Source organism: Cryobacterium flavum, from assembly GCF_900103805.1.
Taxonomy (GTDB): Bacteria; Actinomycetota; Actinomycetes; order Actinomycetales; family Microbacteriaceae; genus Cryobacterium; species Cryobacterium flavum.
The window spans coordinates 388,445-406,395 of record NZ_FNIB01000001.1 but is presented as its reverse complement, the minus strand read 5'-3'; the positions used below and the strand labels follow the sequence as shown (position 1 = coordinate 406,395).

The window sequence follows — 17,951 nt, the reverse complement described above, 5'->3', positions numbered from 1 at the left end:
CTAACCTGAGGTTACAAGCGCATGTCACTCATAGTGGAGGTCCCCATGTCAGCCAAGCCCACCGGACGCCTCGTACACCGCGAGGACGGCCTGTATCTCATGCTCAATCGGCTGTTCAACGCGCCCATCGAGCAGGTGTGGGCGAGCCTGACCCGTCCTGCCGAACTCGAGAAGTGGATCGGCACCTACTCCGGTTCTCCGGCGACCGGCGCGGTCAAGTTCAAGATGACGGCCGAGCCGGATGCCAAGTGGGAGTACGTGAGTATTCGCGAGTGCCAGGCGCCGCACCGTTTCAACGGCGACTTCGGCGAGGGTGAAGATTCCTGGCGCGCACTGTTCCACCTGGTTGAGGGCGACGGCATGACCAACCTGACCTTCGGGCAGCGTCTGCGCTCGGCGAGCGAGGCCGCCACGGTCGGCCCCGGTTGGGACTACTACCTCGACCGCCTGGTCGCCTCCCGCGCCGGCCTTCCCCTGCCCGAGTGGAATCACTATTACCCCGCGCACGCCCAGTTCTACAAGGACCTCATCGTTCCGGTGCGCACCGCCTAACTAGGCTAGATCCAGATGCTCGGGGCCGGGGCTCGAGTGGGTGCGGCCGCTGCCGCGCCAGCCCACTCGAGCAGCCACTCCGGAACGCTCACGTTGTCGGGGGCGACGCCGATCGCGCCCAGCAGTTCGTCGATCGTGACGATTCCGCCGGTGCGCTTGAGAAAGCGACCACGAATGTAGCCGTGGGCGTAGATCTCGAGCACGCCGTCGGCATCCGGTCGTACGAAACGTTGCTCGACGTAGACCGCCTTTTCGTCGAAGCCGAGGATGCGCGACTCCACCGTGAACTTCTGGCCGACCGTGAGCGACTTGCGAAAACTGATGGTCTCGGAGACCACGACGGGGTACCAGCCTCGCTGCTTGAAGATGGCCCAGACGCCCGTGCGGTGCAGCATGTCGAAGCGGGCCACGTCCATGATGGACAGGTAGACGCCGTTGTTCATGTGCCGCAAAATATCCTGGTCGGTCGGCAGGGTCACAAAGTTGGTGCGCGCGACATCGAAGTGACCGAGCTTTGGGCCGAACTTCGACAGCAGGGCGTGGAGGAGGGTTCTGAAGAACATATGCACGAAACGATGCTAGCGAAGTGGGCGCAACCGCGAGCAATCCGTTGTGGGGGGGCACCAGCATCCGTCGCCGCAACGGGGGTTGGCTGCACGATGTGCCACAGTCGCCGCTGGGTTTAGCATTCAAACATGGTTTCCCTGCCCACCCTGCTCACGTTCGCGCTCGCGTCGATCGCGCTCATCGTCATTCCCGGCCCGACCGTGCTGTTCGTGATCGGACGATCGCTGGCACTCGGCCGGCTTGGCGGCTTTCTCAGCGTGCTCGGCAACGCCCTGGGCCTGATTCCGGTAATCGTCGCGGTCTCTCTCGGACTCGGCGTCATCGTGACCCAGTCGGTGCTGCTGTTCACGATCGTCAAGTTCGCCGGCGCGGCCTACATCATCTATCTCGGGGTGCAGGCGATTCGCAACCGGGGCAAGGCCGCGCAGATGAGCGAGGTTAGGGTGGCCCGCAAGACCAAGTGGCGGCTCGTTCTCGAAGGATTCGTGGTGGGCCTGAGCAACCCTAAGTCACTGGTCTTCTTCATCGCGGTGCTGCCGCAGTTTGTGAACTACCGGGCCGGCGATGTTCCGCTGCAGCTCGCGGTGCTCGGACTGGTCTTCGTGCTGCTCGCCCTGCTCGGCGACAGCACCTGGGCTCTCGCGGCCGGCACGGCACGGGTCTGGTTTGCCCGGTCACCGAAGCGCATCGAGAACCTGTCCTCGGCCGGCGGCGTCATGATGATCGGCCTCGGCGGAGTGCTCGCCGCAACCGGCGCGCGGTCCTAAACCGTCATAGCCCGCGGCGCGACGGCACGCACGAAGGCGCCGAGGCGACGGTAGACCTCCTGCGATTCCGGATGCGTGTCGTCCTGTTGCCAGGTGTGCTTGGTGTTGACGCTGCGTCGGCCGTAAATGAGCGTGTCGACCCGAATCTTGCGGGCTCGTAGCGCCTCGATGAAGTTGAGGTTGGCCCGGTAGAAATAGTCGCGCTCCGACGTCGTGACGAAGACCGGCGGAAAACCGCGGTCGAGCCACTCGATCGGCGACATGAAACGCGCGGCCGTACGCAGGTGCAGTCCGCGGCCGCGCTCGGGCAGCAGCATCCGAACAAAGTTGAGGCTCAGCACAAACCCACGGTCGAATAGCACCGAGAAATCGGCGATGCTGCAGTGCTGCACGAGGCCGCGCAGGTTGCGGCGGGCGACCGGCGGCGCAATGTCATAGTGTTCTGCGAGCTCGGGTTCAAAGGCCGCAGCGGTGAGCAGCGCCGCGATGTGGCCGCCGGCCGAGTCGCCGCCGAGCACGATTCGGGTCGGGTCTCCCCCGTAGGCGGCGATATTGCGGGCGACCCAGTCGAGCACGGCGTTGCCGTCCTTCATCATGTGGCCCAGTTGAAACCGGGTGGCCATGCGGTAGTTCGCGTTGACGACGACCATTCCTTCGGCAGCCTGGCTTGCGCAGTACTTGGTGAGCGGGTCTTTGTCGCCGGAGGTCCAGCCGCCGCCGTGAAAATACACGTACACGGGTAAGGGGTCTGCGCCCGCTTCGCGTTTGGGAACGAGAACGTCGAGCCGGTGAATCTTCTGGCCATCGCCGATGTAGTCGAGGTCGAGGTCGTATTCGACCGAATCGATCGGGTGCAGGTTGAACTTGTGCACCGGGGTCGCCCGGCGCAGCATCAGCGCGCGCCACGCCCAGACCGGCAACCGACGGATGCCCGTCTCCCGGTGCAGAGACCGGTCGACGGTCACGCCGTCGGCATGCAAACGGATGCCGTGCAGCCAGGCGGGCGTCGGCACGGCCGGGCGCGCTGACGACGTTGGGGGGCTGGTGGGGGGAATGGAACGAGCGGTGTCGAACGTGGTGCTGGTGATACTCACTGCCTGAGGTTAAGTCGTTTCCCCCGAATCCCCGCTGGGAGTTACCCCATTTGGGGACAACTCCCGGTTTTACACGGCGCCCCCTCAGGCAGCGGATGCCCCGCCCGCGACCCCGGTCGCCTCCAGTACCGCACGCGCGAGCGTGTGAAAGTGCAGGTTGAAGCCGAGAACGGCCGGCGTGGACTGCGAGTCGAGTTCGAGCGTCGGCACGTCAACGGCGTGCACGATGAACTGGTAGCGGTGAGTGCCGGTTCCCGGCGGCGGGCCAGCGCCGATGAACGAGGTGAGACGCACCTCGTTCGACAGCACGAGTGCGCCGGCCGGCAGGGTATCGATTCCCGCAGCCAGCTCGGTCACGGATACCGGCAGGTTGGCCACCGCCCAGTGCCAGAACCCGGAGCCGGTCGGGGCGTCGGGGTCGTATGCGGTGAGCGCGAAACTCTGGGTCTCGGCGGGAAAACCCGACCAAGAGAGCTGCGGGGACACATCCGCTCCGCCCGCGTCGGTTCCATACTGTGCTGCGGCGAGCGGTGCCCCGTCGGTCATGTCGGTGCTGCTGAGTGAAAACTGGGGCACCTCGCCGAAGCGGGCGAGCGGGTCCTGGGTCACGATTTGCCTCCTCGATACGGCTGACCAGTGGCAGTACAGACAGTGCGGCCAGCCTACGCGCGCTCTCAAGAAATGCGCACAAAGTAAAATGGGCCCATGGCCATTCCGAAGATTCTGCTCTTTTACATCTTCACGCCGCTGGCCGACCCCGATGCGGTGCGACTGTGGCAGCGCGACCTGTGTGCAGGGCTCGGTCTGCGCGGGCGCATCCTCATCTCGAAAGACGGCCTGAACGGCACGGTCGGTGGCGACCTGCCCGCGATCAAGAAGTACATTCGCAAGACCCGCGACTACCCGGCGTTCAGGCACATCGACTTTAAGTTCAGCGAGGGCACCGGCCTCGACTCGCACGGACACAGCCTCGATTTTCCAAGGCTCGTGGTCAAGGTGCGCGAGGAGATCGTGAGCTTCGGCGCCCCCGGCGAGCTGCGCGTCGACGGGGCCGGCGTCGTCGGCGGTGGCACCAAGCTGCAGCCGGCCGAGCTCAATGCGCTCGTCGCCGAACGCGGAGACGAGGTCGTCTTCTTCGACGGGCGCAACCGGTTCGAGGCCGAGATCGGCCACTTTCGAGACGCGGTCGTGCCCGATGTGGCCAACACGCGCGAGTTCGTGGCCGAACTCGACAGCGGCAAATACGACCATCTCAAGGGCAAGCCGGTCGTGACCTACTGCACCGGGGGCATCCGTTGTGAGGTGCTGAGCGGTCTCATGAAGTCGCGTGGTTTCGGCGAGGTGTACCAACTCGACGGCGGCATTGTGCGTTACGGCGAGGCTTTCGGCAATGAGGGACTGTGGTCGGGATCGCTCTACGTCTTCGACCAGCGGATGTCCATCGACTTCGCACCCGGTGCTGCCGTGCTCGGGACCTGCCAGGAGTGCGGCCAGGCCACCACGAACATGCTCAACTGCCGGGACGCCTCCTGCCGCGAACAGCTCGTGGCCTGCCCGGACTGCGTCACACGCGAAGCGCCCGCCTGCGCCGCGCACGCGTAGCTCGACCACTCGTCTCGACCACCCGTTCGTCGCGGCTCGACCGGCGGTGGTCTCGGCGGCGCTGGTCGACGAGCAGACGCTGTGCTTGGATGGCGTGTGACCTATGACGCGCTGGCAGTCCGCTCCCACTTTCCCTCCCTCTCCTCCGGGTTCGCCCACTTCGACGGTCCGGGCGGCACGCAGACGCCTCGCCAGGTCGCCGCCGCGATCGCCCTCACCCTGACCCGACCGCTGTCCAACCGCGGAAGCGGCAGCCTGCCGGAGCAGAACGCCGACAACGCCGTCACCGTCTTCCGCACGGCGATGGCCGACCTGCTCGGCGCCGACCCGCACGGCGTGGTCTACGGCCGCAGCGCCACCCAAATCACCTACGACTTCTCCCGCCACCTCGGCCGCAGCTGGAATGTCGGCGACGAGATCGTGGTCTCCAGGCTCGACCACGACGCCAACATCCGTCCCTGGATCCAGGCCGCCGAACACGCCGGCGCCACCGTCAAGTGGGTCGACTTCGACCCGGCAACCGGCGAGCTCAGCGCCGAGGCGGTCACCGCGCAACTGACCGAACACACCCGTCTGGTCGCCGTCACGGCTGCTTCCAACCTCATCGGAACCCGACCGCCGATCGCCGCGATCGCCGCCGCCGTGCACTCGGTCGGCGCCCTGCTCTGGGTAGACGGGGTGCACTACACGCCGCACGCCTCGGTGGACGTGGCCGCGCTCGGCGCCGACTTCTTCGTCTGCTCCCCGTACAAGTTCCTCGGACCGCACTGCGGCGTGCTGGCCGCCGACCCAGCCCTGCTCGAGCGCATCCACCCGGACAAGCTGGCCACCTCCACCGAAATGGTTCCGGAACGCTTCGAATTCGGCACCCTGCCTTACGAGTTGATGGCGGGCGTTACTGCGGCCGTCGATTTTCTGGCCGCACTGGCACCGATCGGCGGAAGCCGGCGGGAGCGCCTGGTGCAGGCATCCATCGCCCTGGAACATCATGAGGCGGGCCTGCTCGCCGAATCGAGGCCGGGCTGGCCGCTCTGCCCGGCGTGACCGTGCACTCGCGTGCCCGCGAGCGCACGCCAACCGTGCTGGTCACCTTCGCCGGGCACCCGCCCGCCGATGCCGCGGCGTTCCTGGCTGCCCGGCGGGTGCTCGCCCCGACCGGATCGTTTTACGCACTCGAGGCCTCGAAGCACCTCGGGCTCGGTGCTGAGGGCGGCCTGCGCATCGGACTGGCGCCGTACAACACGGCGGGTGAGGTGCAACGACTGCTCACCGGCCTGGAGGACTTCCTGCTGGCCTGAACTGAAAAGCCCGGTAGACGGCACTATACGGCCCCTGGGTAATAGGGTGGGAAGCACTACAGAGGGGAGTCGGATGCCTACCGGCGCTGTTATCGAATTCAGCAACATCAGCAAACGCTTTGGCGGGGTCGCCGCGGTCAACGACCTGTCTTTCACGGTAGAGCCCGGGCGGGTTACCGGCTTTCTCGGGCCGAATGGTGCCGGCAAGACCACGTCCCTGCGCATTCTGCTCGGACTGGTCGCGGCGAGCAGCGGAACGGCCACGTTTGGCGGCGTTCGCTACCGCGACCTGCCCAATCCCCTTGCCACGGTGGGCGCAGCCCTCGAAGCCGCCAGCTTCCACCCTGGCCGCTCTGCTCGCGACCACCTCGGCGTGTACGCGATCGCCGCCGGGCTGCCGCGCACCCGGGTCATGGAGGTGCTCACCCAGGTGGGCCTCGCCGCCCATGCCGCCCAGCGCGTCGGCGGCTACTCCCTCGGTATGCGCCAGCGGCTCGGCCTGGCCTACGCCCTGCTCGGCAACCCGGGCGCGCTCGTGCTCGACGAGCCGATCAACGGACTCGACCCGGAGGGCATCCGCTGGATTCGCGGTTTTCTGCGCGACATGGCCGCGGAAGGACGCACCATTCTGGTCAGCTCACACCTGCTCTCCGAAGTGCAGCAGAGCGTCGATGACGTCGTCATCATCGCCCGCGGCGAGCTCGTGCACCTCGGCCCACTCTCCAGCCTCGATACGGATGCCGCGCCCCAGACGATCGTGGATTCTCCCGACCGCGAGAACCTCACAGCCGCGCTCACTGCGGCGGGCATCACCTTCTCGATCGGCCGCACCGGCCTGCTCGCCGCCACATCCGACCCCGCACTGCTCGGCCACCTCGCTTTCACCGCCGGGGTCGAACTCAGCGTGCTGCACCGGCAGAAAACCGGCCTGGAAGACTCCTTTCTCGCCCTCGTCGGCGGGAGCCACTCGCTATGACCACGTTCCTGCGGTCGGTCTCGGCCGAATTCGCCAAAATTTTCACCACTCGCCTGTGGTGGCTTCTCGCTATCGTTCTGTTCTGTTACATCGGCCTCATCGCCGGCGGGCTCGGCGCGCTGCTCGCCGGCGTCGAGACCGGTGTGATCAGTCCCGACGCGGTGAATACCGGCGGTGCCGGCGCCTTCGGTTTCGGCAGCCTCCCACCGATCATCTACAGCTTCGCTTCCTCGGTCGGCTACGTCTTCCCCGTGCTGCTCGGCGTGCTCGCGACGACGGGTGAATTTCGCCACCAGACCCTGACACCCACGTTTCTCGCGACGCCGCGTCGCGGTGTGGTACTCGCAGCGAAGACGGTCACGCTGGTTCTGGTCGGCGCTGGATTCGGAGTTGTCGGGCTGGCAGCATCCGTTGGTCTCGGCGGCGGGGCGCTGAGCGCGTTCGGCGTGGATGCGCTGCTGCTGGACTCGGAAACGTGGCTGCAGGTCGGTCGCACAATTCTTGCCATGGGCCTGTGGGCTGCAATCGGCGTGGGCTTCGGCGTTCTGGTGCCGAGCCAGGTTGCGTCGATCGTGGTCGTGCTCGCCTTCACCCAGTTCGTCGAGCCACTGTTACGGCTGGCCGCCTCTTTTCTCGAGGTCACCGCGCAGATCGGCAACTATCTGCCCGGCTCGGCCTCCGATGCCCTCGTCGGTGCGAGCGTCTTCACCCTCGCGAACCCGGCAGGCGCCCCGCCGCTGGACTGGTGGCAGGGCGGCCTCGTGCTGCTCGGTTACGCCGTGGTCGCGACAATGATCGGCTATGCCGTGAGCTGGAAGAAGGACGTCACCTAGAGCGCTGCGCCGGAAGACCGCTGCATTTTTCGTCAATCGAGCTGGTCGAGATCACCGTCGAGAGACGTGTGGCGGTCTGTGGAACCCGCCCACCTCCGCCGGTCGTGCCTGTCGAGACCCCCATAGACCAACGCGAGCCGCCTCGAAAACACGAGTGTCCGTGCGAATTCAGGTTCGCACGAAAATCCCAATAGATGTGAGAATGGCTCGATTTTCAGGGTTGGGCTTGGTACACTTGTTCTATGAGCCAACGCGGCGATACCTCCCAGCCGGGCCTCGTCGATCCGTTCGTCGCGGCCCACGGTTACCTGCCTTCCACAGCCGAGGAGCGCGCTGAGTTTGATGTGTTCTGGGCGCAGTGTCAGGCCGATTGGCCGGTTGAGATCGCCGAGGGCCTCGGGCAGTTCGCTCCGTACGACGCCCTCGACGACGTCGATACCGCGCCCGCCAGCCGCGACCCCTTCCTAGCTGATGCTGTCGGCCCGGAGCTTGTCGGCCCGGAGTCTGTCGGCCCGGAGTCTGTCGGCCCGGAGTCTGTCGGCCCGGCGCACTATCGCCGTGCAATGCCTGACGGCCCACCGCTGCCGGCCGGCCTGGACCTGACCGAGGTCTTCGCCGCCGTACCGCCCGCGCACCGGTTCGATGATGACCTGTGTGAGGAGTTGCTCTACGGCGAGTATCTCCGCACCGAGCACGACATCGACGACGAACCGGGCGGGCCGCTTTCGGCCGACAGCAGCCCGGCCGACAGCAGTCCGTCCGATAGCTTGAGTCCGTTTCAGCGGCATCAGGCGCAGTTCGTTGACCGGGTGCTCTTCTTCGAGAAGATCATCGCGTGGGCCCAGGCGAGCAGGGCTGAGGTTCTCACCGAAGCATGGGACTACACGACCAACACCGCCGAGACCGGCCGCCCCCTGTCCGTGCCGGGCCATGAGTACGATTGGGACGCCACCTTCGCCGCGCAGCAGGGCCTGGTGGCGGAGATGGCGTGCGCGCTGCGCATCCCGAACGGCACCGCGTCCGGCCTGCTCCAGGAGAGCCGCCAACTGGTGGTCGAGCGGCCCGATACTCTTACCGCCCTCCGCACCGGGGACATCTCCCTCCGCCACGCCCGCCGCCTGCTCGACCAGCTCGGCTCCGTGCCGCGGCCCGCCCGCGACGCGCTGGAGGCGGTATTGCTGCCGCACGCCAAACGCCTCACCCCCACCCAGTTCGAGGGCAAGGCCCGCAAAGTGCGGGAACGGTTCCACCCCGACAGCATCACCGTGCGCCGCGCCAAATGCCTCTCCGACCGCAAGGTGCTGTTCTTCCCCGATAAAGACGGCATGGCCACCCTCTGGCTGCGCGGTGCGGGTGACGACCTGCAGGGCATCTACACCCGCGTCACCGACGCCGCCCTCAGCCTGCAGGGGCCCGGGCGAAGAGCGCACCCTCAGCCAGCTCCGCGCCGACGTCGCCGTTGACCTGCTCCAGCAGGGCGTCACCGGCAGCGGCCTCGGCGCCGGACTCACCGCCAACGTCAACATCACCGTGCCGGTGCTCACCCTGATGGGCAAAAGCGATGAACCCGCCGAGCTTGAAGGGTACGGGCCGATCGACCCGGAGACCGCCCGCCGCCTGGCCGGCACGGCGACGAGTTTCCTGCGCATCCTCACCCACCCGCACACCGGAATCGTGCTCGACGTCAGCCAAGACCCCTTCCGCGTGCCGGCCAGCTTGAAGAAGTACCTGCGACTGCGCGATGGAACCTGCCGGTTCCCCGGCTGCAACCGCTCCGCCGGGCACAGCGACCTCGACCACACCATCGACAAACAATTCGGCAGCCCCACCACCACCACCACCACCACCACCACCACCACCACCACCAACCTGCACTTTCTCTCCCCGGCGCACCACAACCTGAAGCACTTCAGCGACTGGAAAGCCATCGCCGACCCCGACGGCACCCTGCACTGGACCAGCCCCGCCGGCAAACACTACGCCACCGACCCCGCCACACGCATCAGCCCCCACCTCCAACACACCGCGCCAGCACCACCCCCGCCGACCATTCCAGCACCACCCGTGCCCAACCCATGGAACACTTGCGACCCTGACGCGCAACCGTTCTAGCCGCCGTCCCGTGCTCCTCCCGATTCGAAAATGACCCGTTCGACCGCTACGACGCTGTCCTGCCACTGCCCCCGCCCCGACCCGCCATCAAACCGATGGCGTACAACCAGGGCTTCTACAACCTGTTCCTGGGCATCGGCGCTGTCGTGGGCCTCGGCTTGCACTTCGGCGGCCTCCCCGAAGCGGGCCTCGCGCTCGCGTTGTTCACGACCGCATCGATGGTGCTCGCTATGCTCGCGCGGCATTGATTCAGGGCACGCTTCCGCTGATCGGCTTCGTGCTGTTCTTGTTCGCGTAGCTGGTCGGTTACGCCGTGGTCTCGACCGTGATCGGCCGTTCCGTGAGCTGGAAGAAAGACGTCACCTAGCGAAACCCCCTAATTCAGCGACCATTCCACCCCCCGCTTGGGGGAGTTACTGCCCTGAGAATCCCTCACTAAGCTCCGATCTGTGCGGTGGCGACCCTGCGGCTGCGAATACAGTCAAAGTGAGGCACCTCTGGTGAGTGAGCTATTTTCTGCCCAAAATCGGTTCCTGGCCGTGGTTGCAACTGCCGCACTCGTTTCCGGGGTGCTCGCGGGGCCACTGACAGCGAGCGCCGACAGCCTCCCTGCGGATGCGACATCCCCCGTGACGGTATCGGCGGACTCGCTCCCCACTGCGCAAATCAACGGGGTCGTCTGGACCCAACTCATTGTGGGCGACACCGTCTATGTCGGGGGCGAGTTCACCCGCTCACGACCAGCCGGTTCCGCCGCCGGCGTGAACGAGGTCATACGCAACAACCTGCTGGCCTACAACCTCACCACCGGCGTTCTGGTCGCATCCTTCAACCCCAACGTCAACGGCGCTGTCCGCGCCCTGACCGTATCTACCGACGGGTCGCGGCTGTTCGCCGCAGGCGCTTTCACGAGCGTGGGTGGCTCCAGCCGGTCTCGCATAGCCGCGTTCGACACGACGAGCGGCACGCTCATTCCCGGCTGGGCACCGGTTATCAACGCGGGCGTCAAAGCGCTCACCTTTGCGGGCAACAGCGTCTACGCGGGCGGCTCGTTCACGTCGGCAGGCGGTCAGCCCCGCGCGAGGATGGCGGCGTTCAATGGCGCCACCGGCGCCCTGCAATCCTGGTCGGGCACGCCGGCCGGTGGCAACATCAATGCCCTCGTCGCCTCTCCCGACGGAAGCAAGGTCGTCATCGGCGGCTCATTCACGACCTATAACGGCAGCTCCAACCCCGGATACGGGATGGCCGCAACCGATTCCATAACCGGCGCTTCCCTGCCGTGGAAGATCAACAATCTGATTCGTAACGGTGGCAGCCAGGCCGCCATCCTGAGCCTGACCGGATCGGCCGACGGCGTGTTCGGCACCGGCTACGTCTTCGGCAGCGGCGGCAATCTCGAGGGAACATTCCGTGCCAGCTGGGACGATGGCAGTCTGATCTGGGTCGAAGACTGCCACGGCGACACCTACTCTGCTGTGCCGGCCGGCGACAAGGTGTACACGACCGAGCACGCGCATTACTGCGGCAACATTGGCGGCTTCGAGCAATCCGAGCCGTGGACCTACCACCGTACCCTGGCCTTCAGCATGGATGTCGGCGGCGCCATCACGGCCGACAAGCACGGCTACTACAACTTCGAGGGCACCCCTCGGCCTAACCTGCTGGCGTTTTATCCCGACATCAACACCGGCACCTTCACCGGGCAAGGCCAGGGTCCGTGGCAGGTGACAGCCAATGCCCAGTACCTGCTCTACGGCGGCGAATTCACGACCGTGAACAACAAACGCCAACAGGGCCTGGCCCGGTTCGCCGTGCCCACCATCGCCCCGAATAAGGAAGGACCGCGTGTCGCCAACGCCGCCTTCGCCCCCTCGGCATTCGTGCCATCGGTCGCCTCGTTCGTGAGCGGAACAGCACGTCTGAGCTGGAAGTCAGCCTACGATCGCGACAACGAGAAACTCACCTATGAAGTACTGCGGGATGGTGTCGCCGTCACCAGCATTCAGGGACTCTCCTCCGACTGGAATCGACCGACGCTCTCGTACTCCGACACCGGGCTCACGCCGGGGCAGAGTTACTCCTATCGAATTCGGGTCACCGACCCGTTCGGTAATATGCAAACCGGCGGCACGGCCAGCGTCACCATCGCCTCCGGCAGCCTCAGCGACTATTCTGCGGACATCCTTGCGGACTCGCCCCGATCGTATTGGCCGCTGAATGAGGCATCCGGTGCCACGGCCTTCGACTGGACCGGCGGCGCCGACCTGACCCGAAACGCCGGAGTCAGCCCCGGTGTTCCCGGCCCAATCGAGGGCACGGCCACCCCGGCGAGCCGCTTCGACGGCACGGAGACCGGATTCGCCTCGACCAACAACGCCCAGAGCCCCTCGAATTCGTTCAGCGTCGAGACCTGGGTGAAAACCGACAGCACACAGGGCGGCAAGATCATCGGGTTCAGCAACAGCGCTACCGGCCAGAGCACCGGTTATGACCGGCACGTGTACATGGACACGGGCGGTCGTGTCTGGTTCGGTGTCTACCCGGGCGGGGCGCAGACGATCACGTCGCCTGCCTCCTACAACGATGGCCAGTGGCATCACATCGTGGCCAGTTTGAGCAACTCCGGCATGTCGCTGTCGATTGACGGCAAGAAGGTTGCGCAACGTGCCAACGTCACGTCGGGGCAGGACTACCAGGGTTTCTGGCGCATTGGCGGGGACAGTCTCAATGGCTGGCCGGGCCAGCCCACGAGCGCGTTCATTGCCGCCGACATTGCCCAGGTCGCCGTGTACTCCACTCCCCTCACGCAGAACCAGATCGTGGCGCACTTCGTGGCCTCCGGCCGAACGAGCCCCGTCGCATCCGCTCCAACCGACGCCTACGGCGCGGCCGTCTACAACGCTGAACCTGACTTGTACTGGCGTCTGGGTGAGTCGAGTGGAACGAAAGCAATCGACTCATCGGCTTCGAATCAGCCTGGAACCTACTCGGGCTCGGTCAGGCTCGGCACTGACGGACTGGTCAACGGCACGAGCAACACGGCCGCTTCGTTTAGCGGCGGGATCGTCAGCAGTGACACCCGGATTGATGCTCCCGACAGCTATGCGCTCGAGGCCTGGTTCAGCACGACGACAACTCAGGGTGGAAAGATCATCGGCTTCGGAAGCGCTTCGACCGGATTATCGGACAACTATGATCGACACGTCTACCTGCAAGACGACGGTCGCCTGGTCTTTGGCACCTGGACCGGGCAGACCAACACCATCGTGACCGGCGCCAGCTACAACGATGGAGCGCCGCACTACGTGCTCGCCCAGCAGTCCACTGCTGGGATGGCGCTTTATGTTGATGGCACCCTCGTCGGTACGAATCCGCAATCGGGTGCCCAGGGGTACCCCGGATATTGGCGCATCGGCGGCGACAACACGTGGAACTCGTCGAGCCCGTGGTTCGTCGGCACCATCGACGATGTCGCCGTCTATCCGCGTCCGCTCAGCGGCACCGTGATCGCGCAACACTATTCGCTCGGCACCGCCACGCCCGTACCGCAGAACGCGGCGCCGACCGCCGCATTTACCGTGGCCACCGACCAGCTTGCGGTTTCAGCGGATGCCTCGCTTTCGGCAGATTCCGACGGGACCATCACCGGATTCGCCTGGTCTTGGGGTGACGACGCCACCAGCGCCGGCCAGACCGCGCAGCATTCCTATGCCGCTGCCGGAACCTACTCGATCAGTTTGACCGTCACGGACAATGACGGCGCCACCGACACGACCACGCGTTCGGTCACGGTCTCAGTGCCGCCACCGGTGCCCGCCGGCATCGCAGCGGATGCCTTCACTCGCGACGTCAGCCGAGGACTCGGCTCGGCCGATATCGGCGGCGCCTGGACCACGACCGGCACAGTCAGCAACTATTCGGTGACCGCTGGCGCCGCTAACCTGCGTGTGGCCGCCGGAGGAACGGCGAACGGCTATCTGGCTGGCGTCTCCTCGGAGAGCACCGATCTAACCGTCACCACGTCACTGCAACAGGCGACGACGGGAGCCGGCACCTACGTGTCACTGATCGGCCGGCGCGTCGGCACCGACGACTATCGGGCGCGGGTCAAAGTTCTCGCGACCGGCGCCGTGCAGCTGCAGCTCATGCGCGGCGGCACCACCCTGCAAGCGAACACTATCGCCGGGCTGAGCTACGCCACCAACGATCAGTTGCACGTGCGGTTGCAAGTTTTCGGTACGGCGCCGACGACGATTCGGGCCAAAGTGTGGGCGGCGGGCACCATGGAGCCCACGACCTGGCCGCTCAGCCGCACAGACGCAACAGCCGCCCTGCAGCAGGCCGGCTCGATTGGGTTGTCCGCCTATATCAGCGGGTCGGCGACGACACCGATGACGGTTTCTTTTGACGATCTCTCCGCGATCGCGGTGACGCAGCCGTAGCCGTAACGTCAGCTGCCGGAATTAGGCCGGCAACTTGAGCGAGTCGACGAAATCGGCCGCGTGCTGGCTGGTGAGGATGACGCGGGCGAATTCTTCGTTGACCAGGTCGATCACCACGGCCGGGCGGTGACGCTTGATCGAGACAAAGTCCTTGCCGCCGTGAAACTTCCAGGTTCCGGCGGCCACGACGAGCGGAACGATCGAGCCAAGAGCGCGAATCCCGCGCAGCCAGATCCACGGATCCTCGGTGATGATCACCGAGCGGATGTTCTCTCGCTGCACCACGATCGACTCACGTCTAAGCGCGAGGGTTCTTTCCGCGCGCGTCAGGTGGATCTCGAGCCGGTCGGAATGCACGCTCAGGGAAGCCATTGTTCCAGTCTGCCCGGTTTCGACCGAAAACCTGTTGTCTGACGCGAACAAAAGCCGTGACGTGCCAACGCAGGATCTCTCCAACACGAGCGGATGAGCGTGGCCAGCCACGCTCATCCGTCTGGTTAATTGCAGATCAACCCTGGGGCGTAGCGGCGGCCGCCGCCTTGGCCGCAGCGGGAAGTGCCTCGAAAATGCGACCGATGGCGCTCTGGTCGTGGGCGTCCGAGACGAACCAGGCCTCGAACACGCTCGGCGGCAACGAAACACCGCCGTCGAGCATGGCGTGGAAGAACGGTGCGTAGCGAAACGCCTCCTGGCGCTGCACGTCGGCGTAGGTGCGCGGGGCTGAGCCCTGCGCCTCCTCGCCGAACACGAAGCTGAACAGATTGCCGGCCCGCTGCACCCGGTGTGCGACGCCCTCGGCCGCGAGGGACGCTGACACAGCCTCCGAGAGGATGATGGCGGTCGCGTTGAGCCGGTCGTACACGCTCTCGTCGAGCAGATTGAGCGTTGCGATGCCGGCCGCGACCGCGACCGGGTTACCGGAGAGGGTTCCGGCCTGGTAGACCGGGCCGGTCGGTGCGAGAAAGTCCATCACGTCGGCTCGGCCACCGAGGGCTGCGACGGGCAGTCCGCCGCCGATGATCTTGCCGAAGGCGAGCAGGTCGGGCGTGTAGAACTCTTCCCCGGCCGACTCGAGGCTGCTGGTCTCCAGGCCCCAGAAACCGGAGCGACTGACGCGAAAGCCGGTGAGTACCTCGTCGAGGATGAGCAGGGCGCCGTTGGAGTGCGCGATCCCGGACAGCGCGGCGTTGAACCCGGCATCCGGGGCGACGACACCCATGTTGGCGGCGGCGGCTTCGGTGATGATGGCGGCGATTCGACCGGGATGTGCCTCGAACGCAGCCCGCACGGCGTCGAGGTCGTTGTACGGCAGCACGAGAGTCTGTGCCGCCGTGGCGGCGGTGACGCCGGCCGAGCCGGGCAGAGCCAGCGTGGCGAGGCCGGAGCCGGCCTGGGCGAGCAGGCCGTCGGAGTGGCCGTGATAGTGACCGGCGAACTTGATCAGCAGGTCACGACCGGTAAACCCACGGGCCAGGCGAATGGCGGTCATGGTGGCTTCAGTGCCGGTGGAGACCAGACGCAGCTTTTCGACCGCGCCGACCCGCTCAGCGACGAGCTCGGCCAGTTCAGTCTCGGCCGGCGTTGATGCGCCGAACGAAAGCCCGAGGGCGGCGGCATCCTGAACGGCCTTGATAACCTCGGGGTGCGCGTGGCCGAGAATCGCCGGTCCCCACGAATTGACCAGGTCGACGTACTCGCGGCCGTCGGAGTCGGTGACGTAGGCGCCGGCCGCCTTCACCAGGAAGAGCGGGGTGCCGCCGACCGAGCCGAAGGCGCGTACCGGCGAGTTGACCCCGCCGGGAATCACTCGGCGGGCGCGGTCGAACAGTTCGTCATTGTGGGTGGGTGCGTGCTCCACGGGTGTCGACATCGTGTTGGTCATGCTCGCTCCTCCTTGAGCCAGGTGGCCAGTTCAACGGCCCAATAGGTAAGTACGGCGTCGGCTCCGGCCCGGCGGATGCTGAGGACCGACTCTTCGACGGCGCGGCGGCGGTCGATCCAGCCCTGAGCGGCAGCGGCCTCTATCATGGCGTATTCGCCGGAAACTTGATATGCCCAAACCGGAATATTGCTCATGGCGGCAACTTCGGCGAGCACGTCGAGGTAGCTGCCGGACGGCTTGACCATGACGATGTCGGCGCCTTCGTCGATGTCGAGCTGGGCCTCACGCACACCCTCGCGCCGGTTGGCCGGGTCAAGTTGGTAGGTGCGGCGGTCGCCGACCAGGGTGGAGGCGACGGCTTCGCGGAACGGGCCGTAGAAGGCGGAGGCGTACTTGGCCGAATAGGCGAGCACGGCGGTGTCTTCGAAGCCGTTGAGGTCGAGGGTTCCCCGCACGGCGGCGACCTGACCGTCCATCATTCCCGAGAGACCGAGCAGGGCGGAACCCGCCGCGGCCTGAGCCAGCGCCATGTCGCGGTAACGCTCGAGGGTGGCATCGTTGTCGACGTGGCCGTCGGCCGCGAGCACGCCGCAGTGACCGTGATCGGTGAATTCGTCGAGACACAGGTCGGTCTGCACGACGAGCGCGTCACCGATCTCGTCGACCAGTGCGCGGGTGGCGAGGTTGAGGATTCCCTTAGGGTCGGTCGCGCCGGTACCAATCGCATCCCGCACTTCGGGCACGCCGAACAGCATGACACCGCCCACGCCGGCCTCGGCTGCCTGCACCACAGCGCGTCGGGCGCTATCGATGCTGTGCTGCACGACGCCGGGCATCGAGCTGATCGGGCGTTGCTCATCGCCTTCGCGCACGAACATAGGGAGAACGAGCTCCGCCGGGTGGACACGAATTTCACTGGCCAGGCGACGAAGCGCGGGGCTGGTGCGCAGGCGTCGGGGGCGAATAACGGGGTTGGTCACCTCTGTACCTTACGCCGCCAGGCTGTACGTTTCGTTATCCGCTCGTTACCTGCTCGGTCAGGCCGCCGGGGCGGCTCCCGCGAGCGCCGCGTCGACGAGTGCTTCGATCAGCGACTCGGCACTGCGTTCGGAGGCGACAACGTCGACGCGCAGTCCCAGGGCCCGCGAGTCCTTCGCCGTCTGCGGACCGATGCAGGCTACGAGTGTGCGTTCAGGAATGTCGCCAAACTGCTCGCGCACCTGGCGTGCGACGCTGCCGCTCGTCACGAGAACGGCGTGCACGAGGCCCGCTTTCACATCGGCGACGACCTGGTCGCTGACCGGAACACCGATGGTGCGGTAGGCGACGACTGATTGCACGTCGTGGCCGACGCGGCGCAGCCCCTCGGAGAGCAGCGGCTTGGCGATCTCGCTGCGCAGGGTCAGCACGCGTAACGGGATGACCCCGGCCGTAGCGGTCTCCCATTCCTCGAGCAGACCGCGGGCGGAGTTGTCTTCGGAGGGGACGATGTCCACGTGGTATCCGGCCGCGATGAGCGCGGCCGCTGTAGTCTCGCCGACCGCGGCGACGCGTGTTCCCGGTGCGATGATCGCACGGTGCGACGACAGAACGTCGACGGTCGTGGCGCTCGTGATGGTCATCCAGTCGAAATCGCCGGCGGCGAGGCGGGTGAGCGCCGCGTCGAGGGCTGGGGCGTCGTCGGTCGCGGCGAAGTTGATCATGGGGGCGACGATCGGATGCGCACCCTTGGCCCGCAGATTTGCTGCCACCTGGTCTCCCCAGGGGCCGCCGCGCGGAACGAGAACTCGCCAGCCCGCGAGAGGCTTGGTCATTCGATTGGT

General features: G+C 66.2%; 18 protein-coding genes. 11 read left to right on the top strand and 7 right to left on the bottom strand.

The features are described 5' to 3' along the window. The first annotated feature begins 45 nt into the window (after positions 1-45). Positions 46-552 (top strand): SRPBCC domain-containing protein, encoded by a 507-nt coding sequence (locus BLS91_RS01860; RefSeq protein ID WP_092338629.1) that lies wholly within the window; start codon positions 46-48, stop codon positions 550-552. A 5-nt stretch (positions 553-557) separates the two neighbouring features. Here the strand turns inward: BLS91_RS01860 and BLS91_RS01855 are convergent, their stop codons facing one another. After that, positions 558-1,121: an acyl-CoA thioesterase gene (locus tag BLS91_RS01855; protein ID WP_369827315.1), complete on the bottom strand. Its 564-nt coding sequence runs from the start codon at positions 1,119-1,121 to the stop codon at positions 558-560. A gap of 126 nt (positions 1,122-1,247) precedes the next feature. Here BLS91_RS01855 and BLS91_RS01850 point away from each other — a divergent pair, with 126 nt between their 5' ends. After that, complete coding sequence (locus tag BLS91_RS01850) at positions 1,248-1,886, top strand: LysE family translocator (protein WP_092338625.1); 639 nt, start codon at positions 1,248-1,250, stop codon at positions 1,884-1,886. Here BLS91_RS01850 and BLS91_RS01845 read toward each other — a convergent pair. Both BLS91_RS01845 and BLS91_RS01840 read right to left on the bottom strand, forming a co-directional pair. Then, on the bottom strand, positions 1,883-2,980 hold the full coding sequence (locus BLS91_RS01845) for an alpha/beta hydrolase (protein WP_233197244.1): 1,098 nt from the start codon (positions 2,978-2,980) through the stop codon (positions 1,883-1,885). The genes BLS91_RS01850 and BLS91_RS01845 overlap by 4 nt on opposite strands. Positions 2,981-3,064: 84 nt before the next feature. After that, complete coding sequence (locus BLS91_RS01840) at positions 3,065-3,589, bottom strand: YbhB/YbcL family Raf kinase inhibitor-like protein (protein ID WP_241983072.1); 525 nt, start codon at positions 3,587-3,589, stop codon at positions 3,065-3,067. Between the two features lie 96 nt (positions 3,590-3,685). Between BLS91_RS01840 and trhO the strand changes: the two genes are divergently transcribed. From trhO to BLS91_RS01800, 9 genes are all read left to right on the top strand, one after another. After that, a complete protein-coding gene (gene trhO / locus BLS91_RS01835; protein ID WP_092338623.1) occupies positions 3,686-4,582 on the top strand; it encodes an oxygen-dependent tRNA uridine(34) hydroxylase TrhO in 897 nt (298 codons plus the stop codon). 96 nt (positions 4,583-4,678) lie between these two features. Then, on the top strand, positions 4,679-5,626 hold the full coding sequence (locus BLS91_RS01830) for a cysteine desulfurase-like protein (RefSeq protein ID WP_338061537.1): 948 nt from the start codon (positions 4,679-4,681) through the stop codon (positions 5,624-5,626). Next, a complete protein-coding gene (locus tag BLS91_RS21030; protein ID WP_338061536.1) occupies positions 5,623-5,880 on the top strand; it encodes an aminotransferase class V-fold PLP-dependent enzyme in 258 nt (85 codons plus the stop codon). Before BLS91_RS01830 ends, BLS91_RS21030 begins: the two co-directional genes overlap by 4 nt. Before the next feature lie 73 nt (positions 5,881-5,953). Then, entirely contained in the window at positions 5,954-6,856 is a 903-nt protein-coding gene (locus tag BLS91_RS01825; protein ID WP_092338621.1) for an ATP-binding cassette domain-containing protein, read from the top strand. Further along, entirely contained in the window at positions 6,853-7,689 is an 837-nt protein-coding gene (locus BLS91_RS01820; protein WP_092338619.1) for an ABC transporter permease, read from the top strand. The genes BLS91_RS01825 and BLS91_RS01820 overlap by 4 nt, the downstream gene beginning before the upstream one ends. A gap of 242 nt (positions 7,690-7,931) precedes the next feature. After that, positions 7,932-9,152, top strand: a complete 1,221-nt coding sequence (locus BLS91_RS20910) for a DUF222 domain-containing protein (protein ID WP_092338617.1) — start codon at positions 7,932-7,934, stop codon at positions 9,150-9,152. Then, positions 9,043-9,801 carry an HNH endonuclease signature motif containing protein gene (locus tag BLS91_RS19820; RefSeq protein ID WP_208859932.1) on the top strand — a complete coding sequence of 253 codons (759 nt, stop codon included), beginning with the start codon at positions 9,043-9,045 and terminating at the stop codon, positions 9,799-9,801. The genes BLS91_RS20910 and BLS91_RS19820 overlap by 110 nt, the downstream gene beginning before the upstream one ends. A gap of 95 nt (positions 9,802-9,896) precedes the next feature. Further along, complete coding sequence (locus BLS91_RS01805; RefSeq protein WP_233197218.1) at positions 9,897-10,049, top strand: DUF1304 family protein; 153 nt, start codon at positions 9,897-9,899, stop codon at positions 10,047-10,049. Positions 10,050-10,301: 252 nt separating this feature from the next. Further along, positions 10,302-14,246: a LamG-like jellyroll fold domain-containing protein gene (locus tag BLS91_RS01800; protein WP_092338615.1), complete on the top strand. Its 3,945-nt coding sequence runs from the start codon at positions 10,302-10,304 to the stop codon at positions 14,244-14,246. A 21-nt stretch (positions 14,247-14,267) separates the two neighbouring features. On the opposite strand, the gene BLS91_RS01795 is transcribed toward BLS91_RS01800, so the two are convergent. The 4 genes from BLS91_RS01795 to BLS91_RS01780 all read right to left on the bottom strand — a co-directional run bounded on the left by BLS91_RS01795 (position 14,268) and on the right by BLS91_RS01780 (position 17,942). Beyond that, the gene (locus BLS91_RS01795; protein ID WP_092338614.1) at positions 14,268-14,618 is read right to left on the bottom strand and encodes a hypothetical protein; all 351 of its coding nucleotides are present in this window, start codon (positions 14,616-14,618) and stop codon (positions 14,268-14,270) included. Between the two features lie 136 nt (positions 14,619-14,754). Then, positions 14,755-16,128 carry a glutamate-1-semialdehyde 2,1-aminomutase gene (gene hemL, locus BLS91_RS01790; protein WP_233197217.1) on the bottom strand — a complete coding sequence of 458 codons (1,374 nt, stop codon included), beginning with the start codon at positions 16,126-16,128 and terminating at the stop codon, positions 14,755-14,757. Next, positions 16,125-17,108, bottom strand: a complete 984-nt coding sequence (gene hemB / locus BLS91_RS01785) for a porphobilinogen synthase (RefSeq protein WP_092338612.1) — start codon at positions 17,106-17,108, stop codon at positions 16,125-16,127. The genes hemL and hemB overlap by 4 nt, the downstream gene beginning before the upstream one ends. 57 nt (positions 17,109-17,165) lie before the next feature. Then, positions 17,166-17,942, bottom strand: coding sequence for a uroporphyrinogen-III synthase (locus BLS91_RS01780; protein WP_092338803.1), 777 nt, complete (start codon positions 17,940-17,942; stop codon positions 17,166-17,168). Positions 17,943-17,951 lie beyond the last annotated feature (9 nt).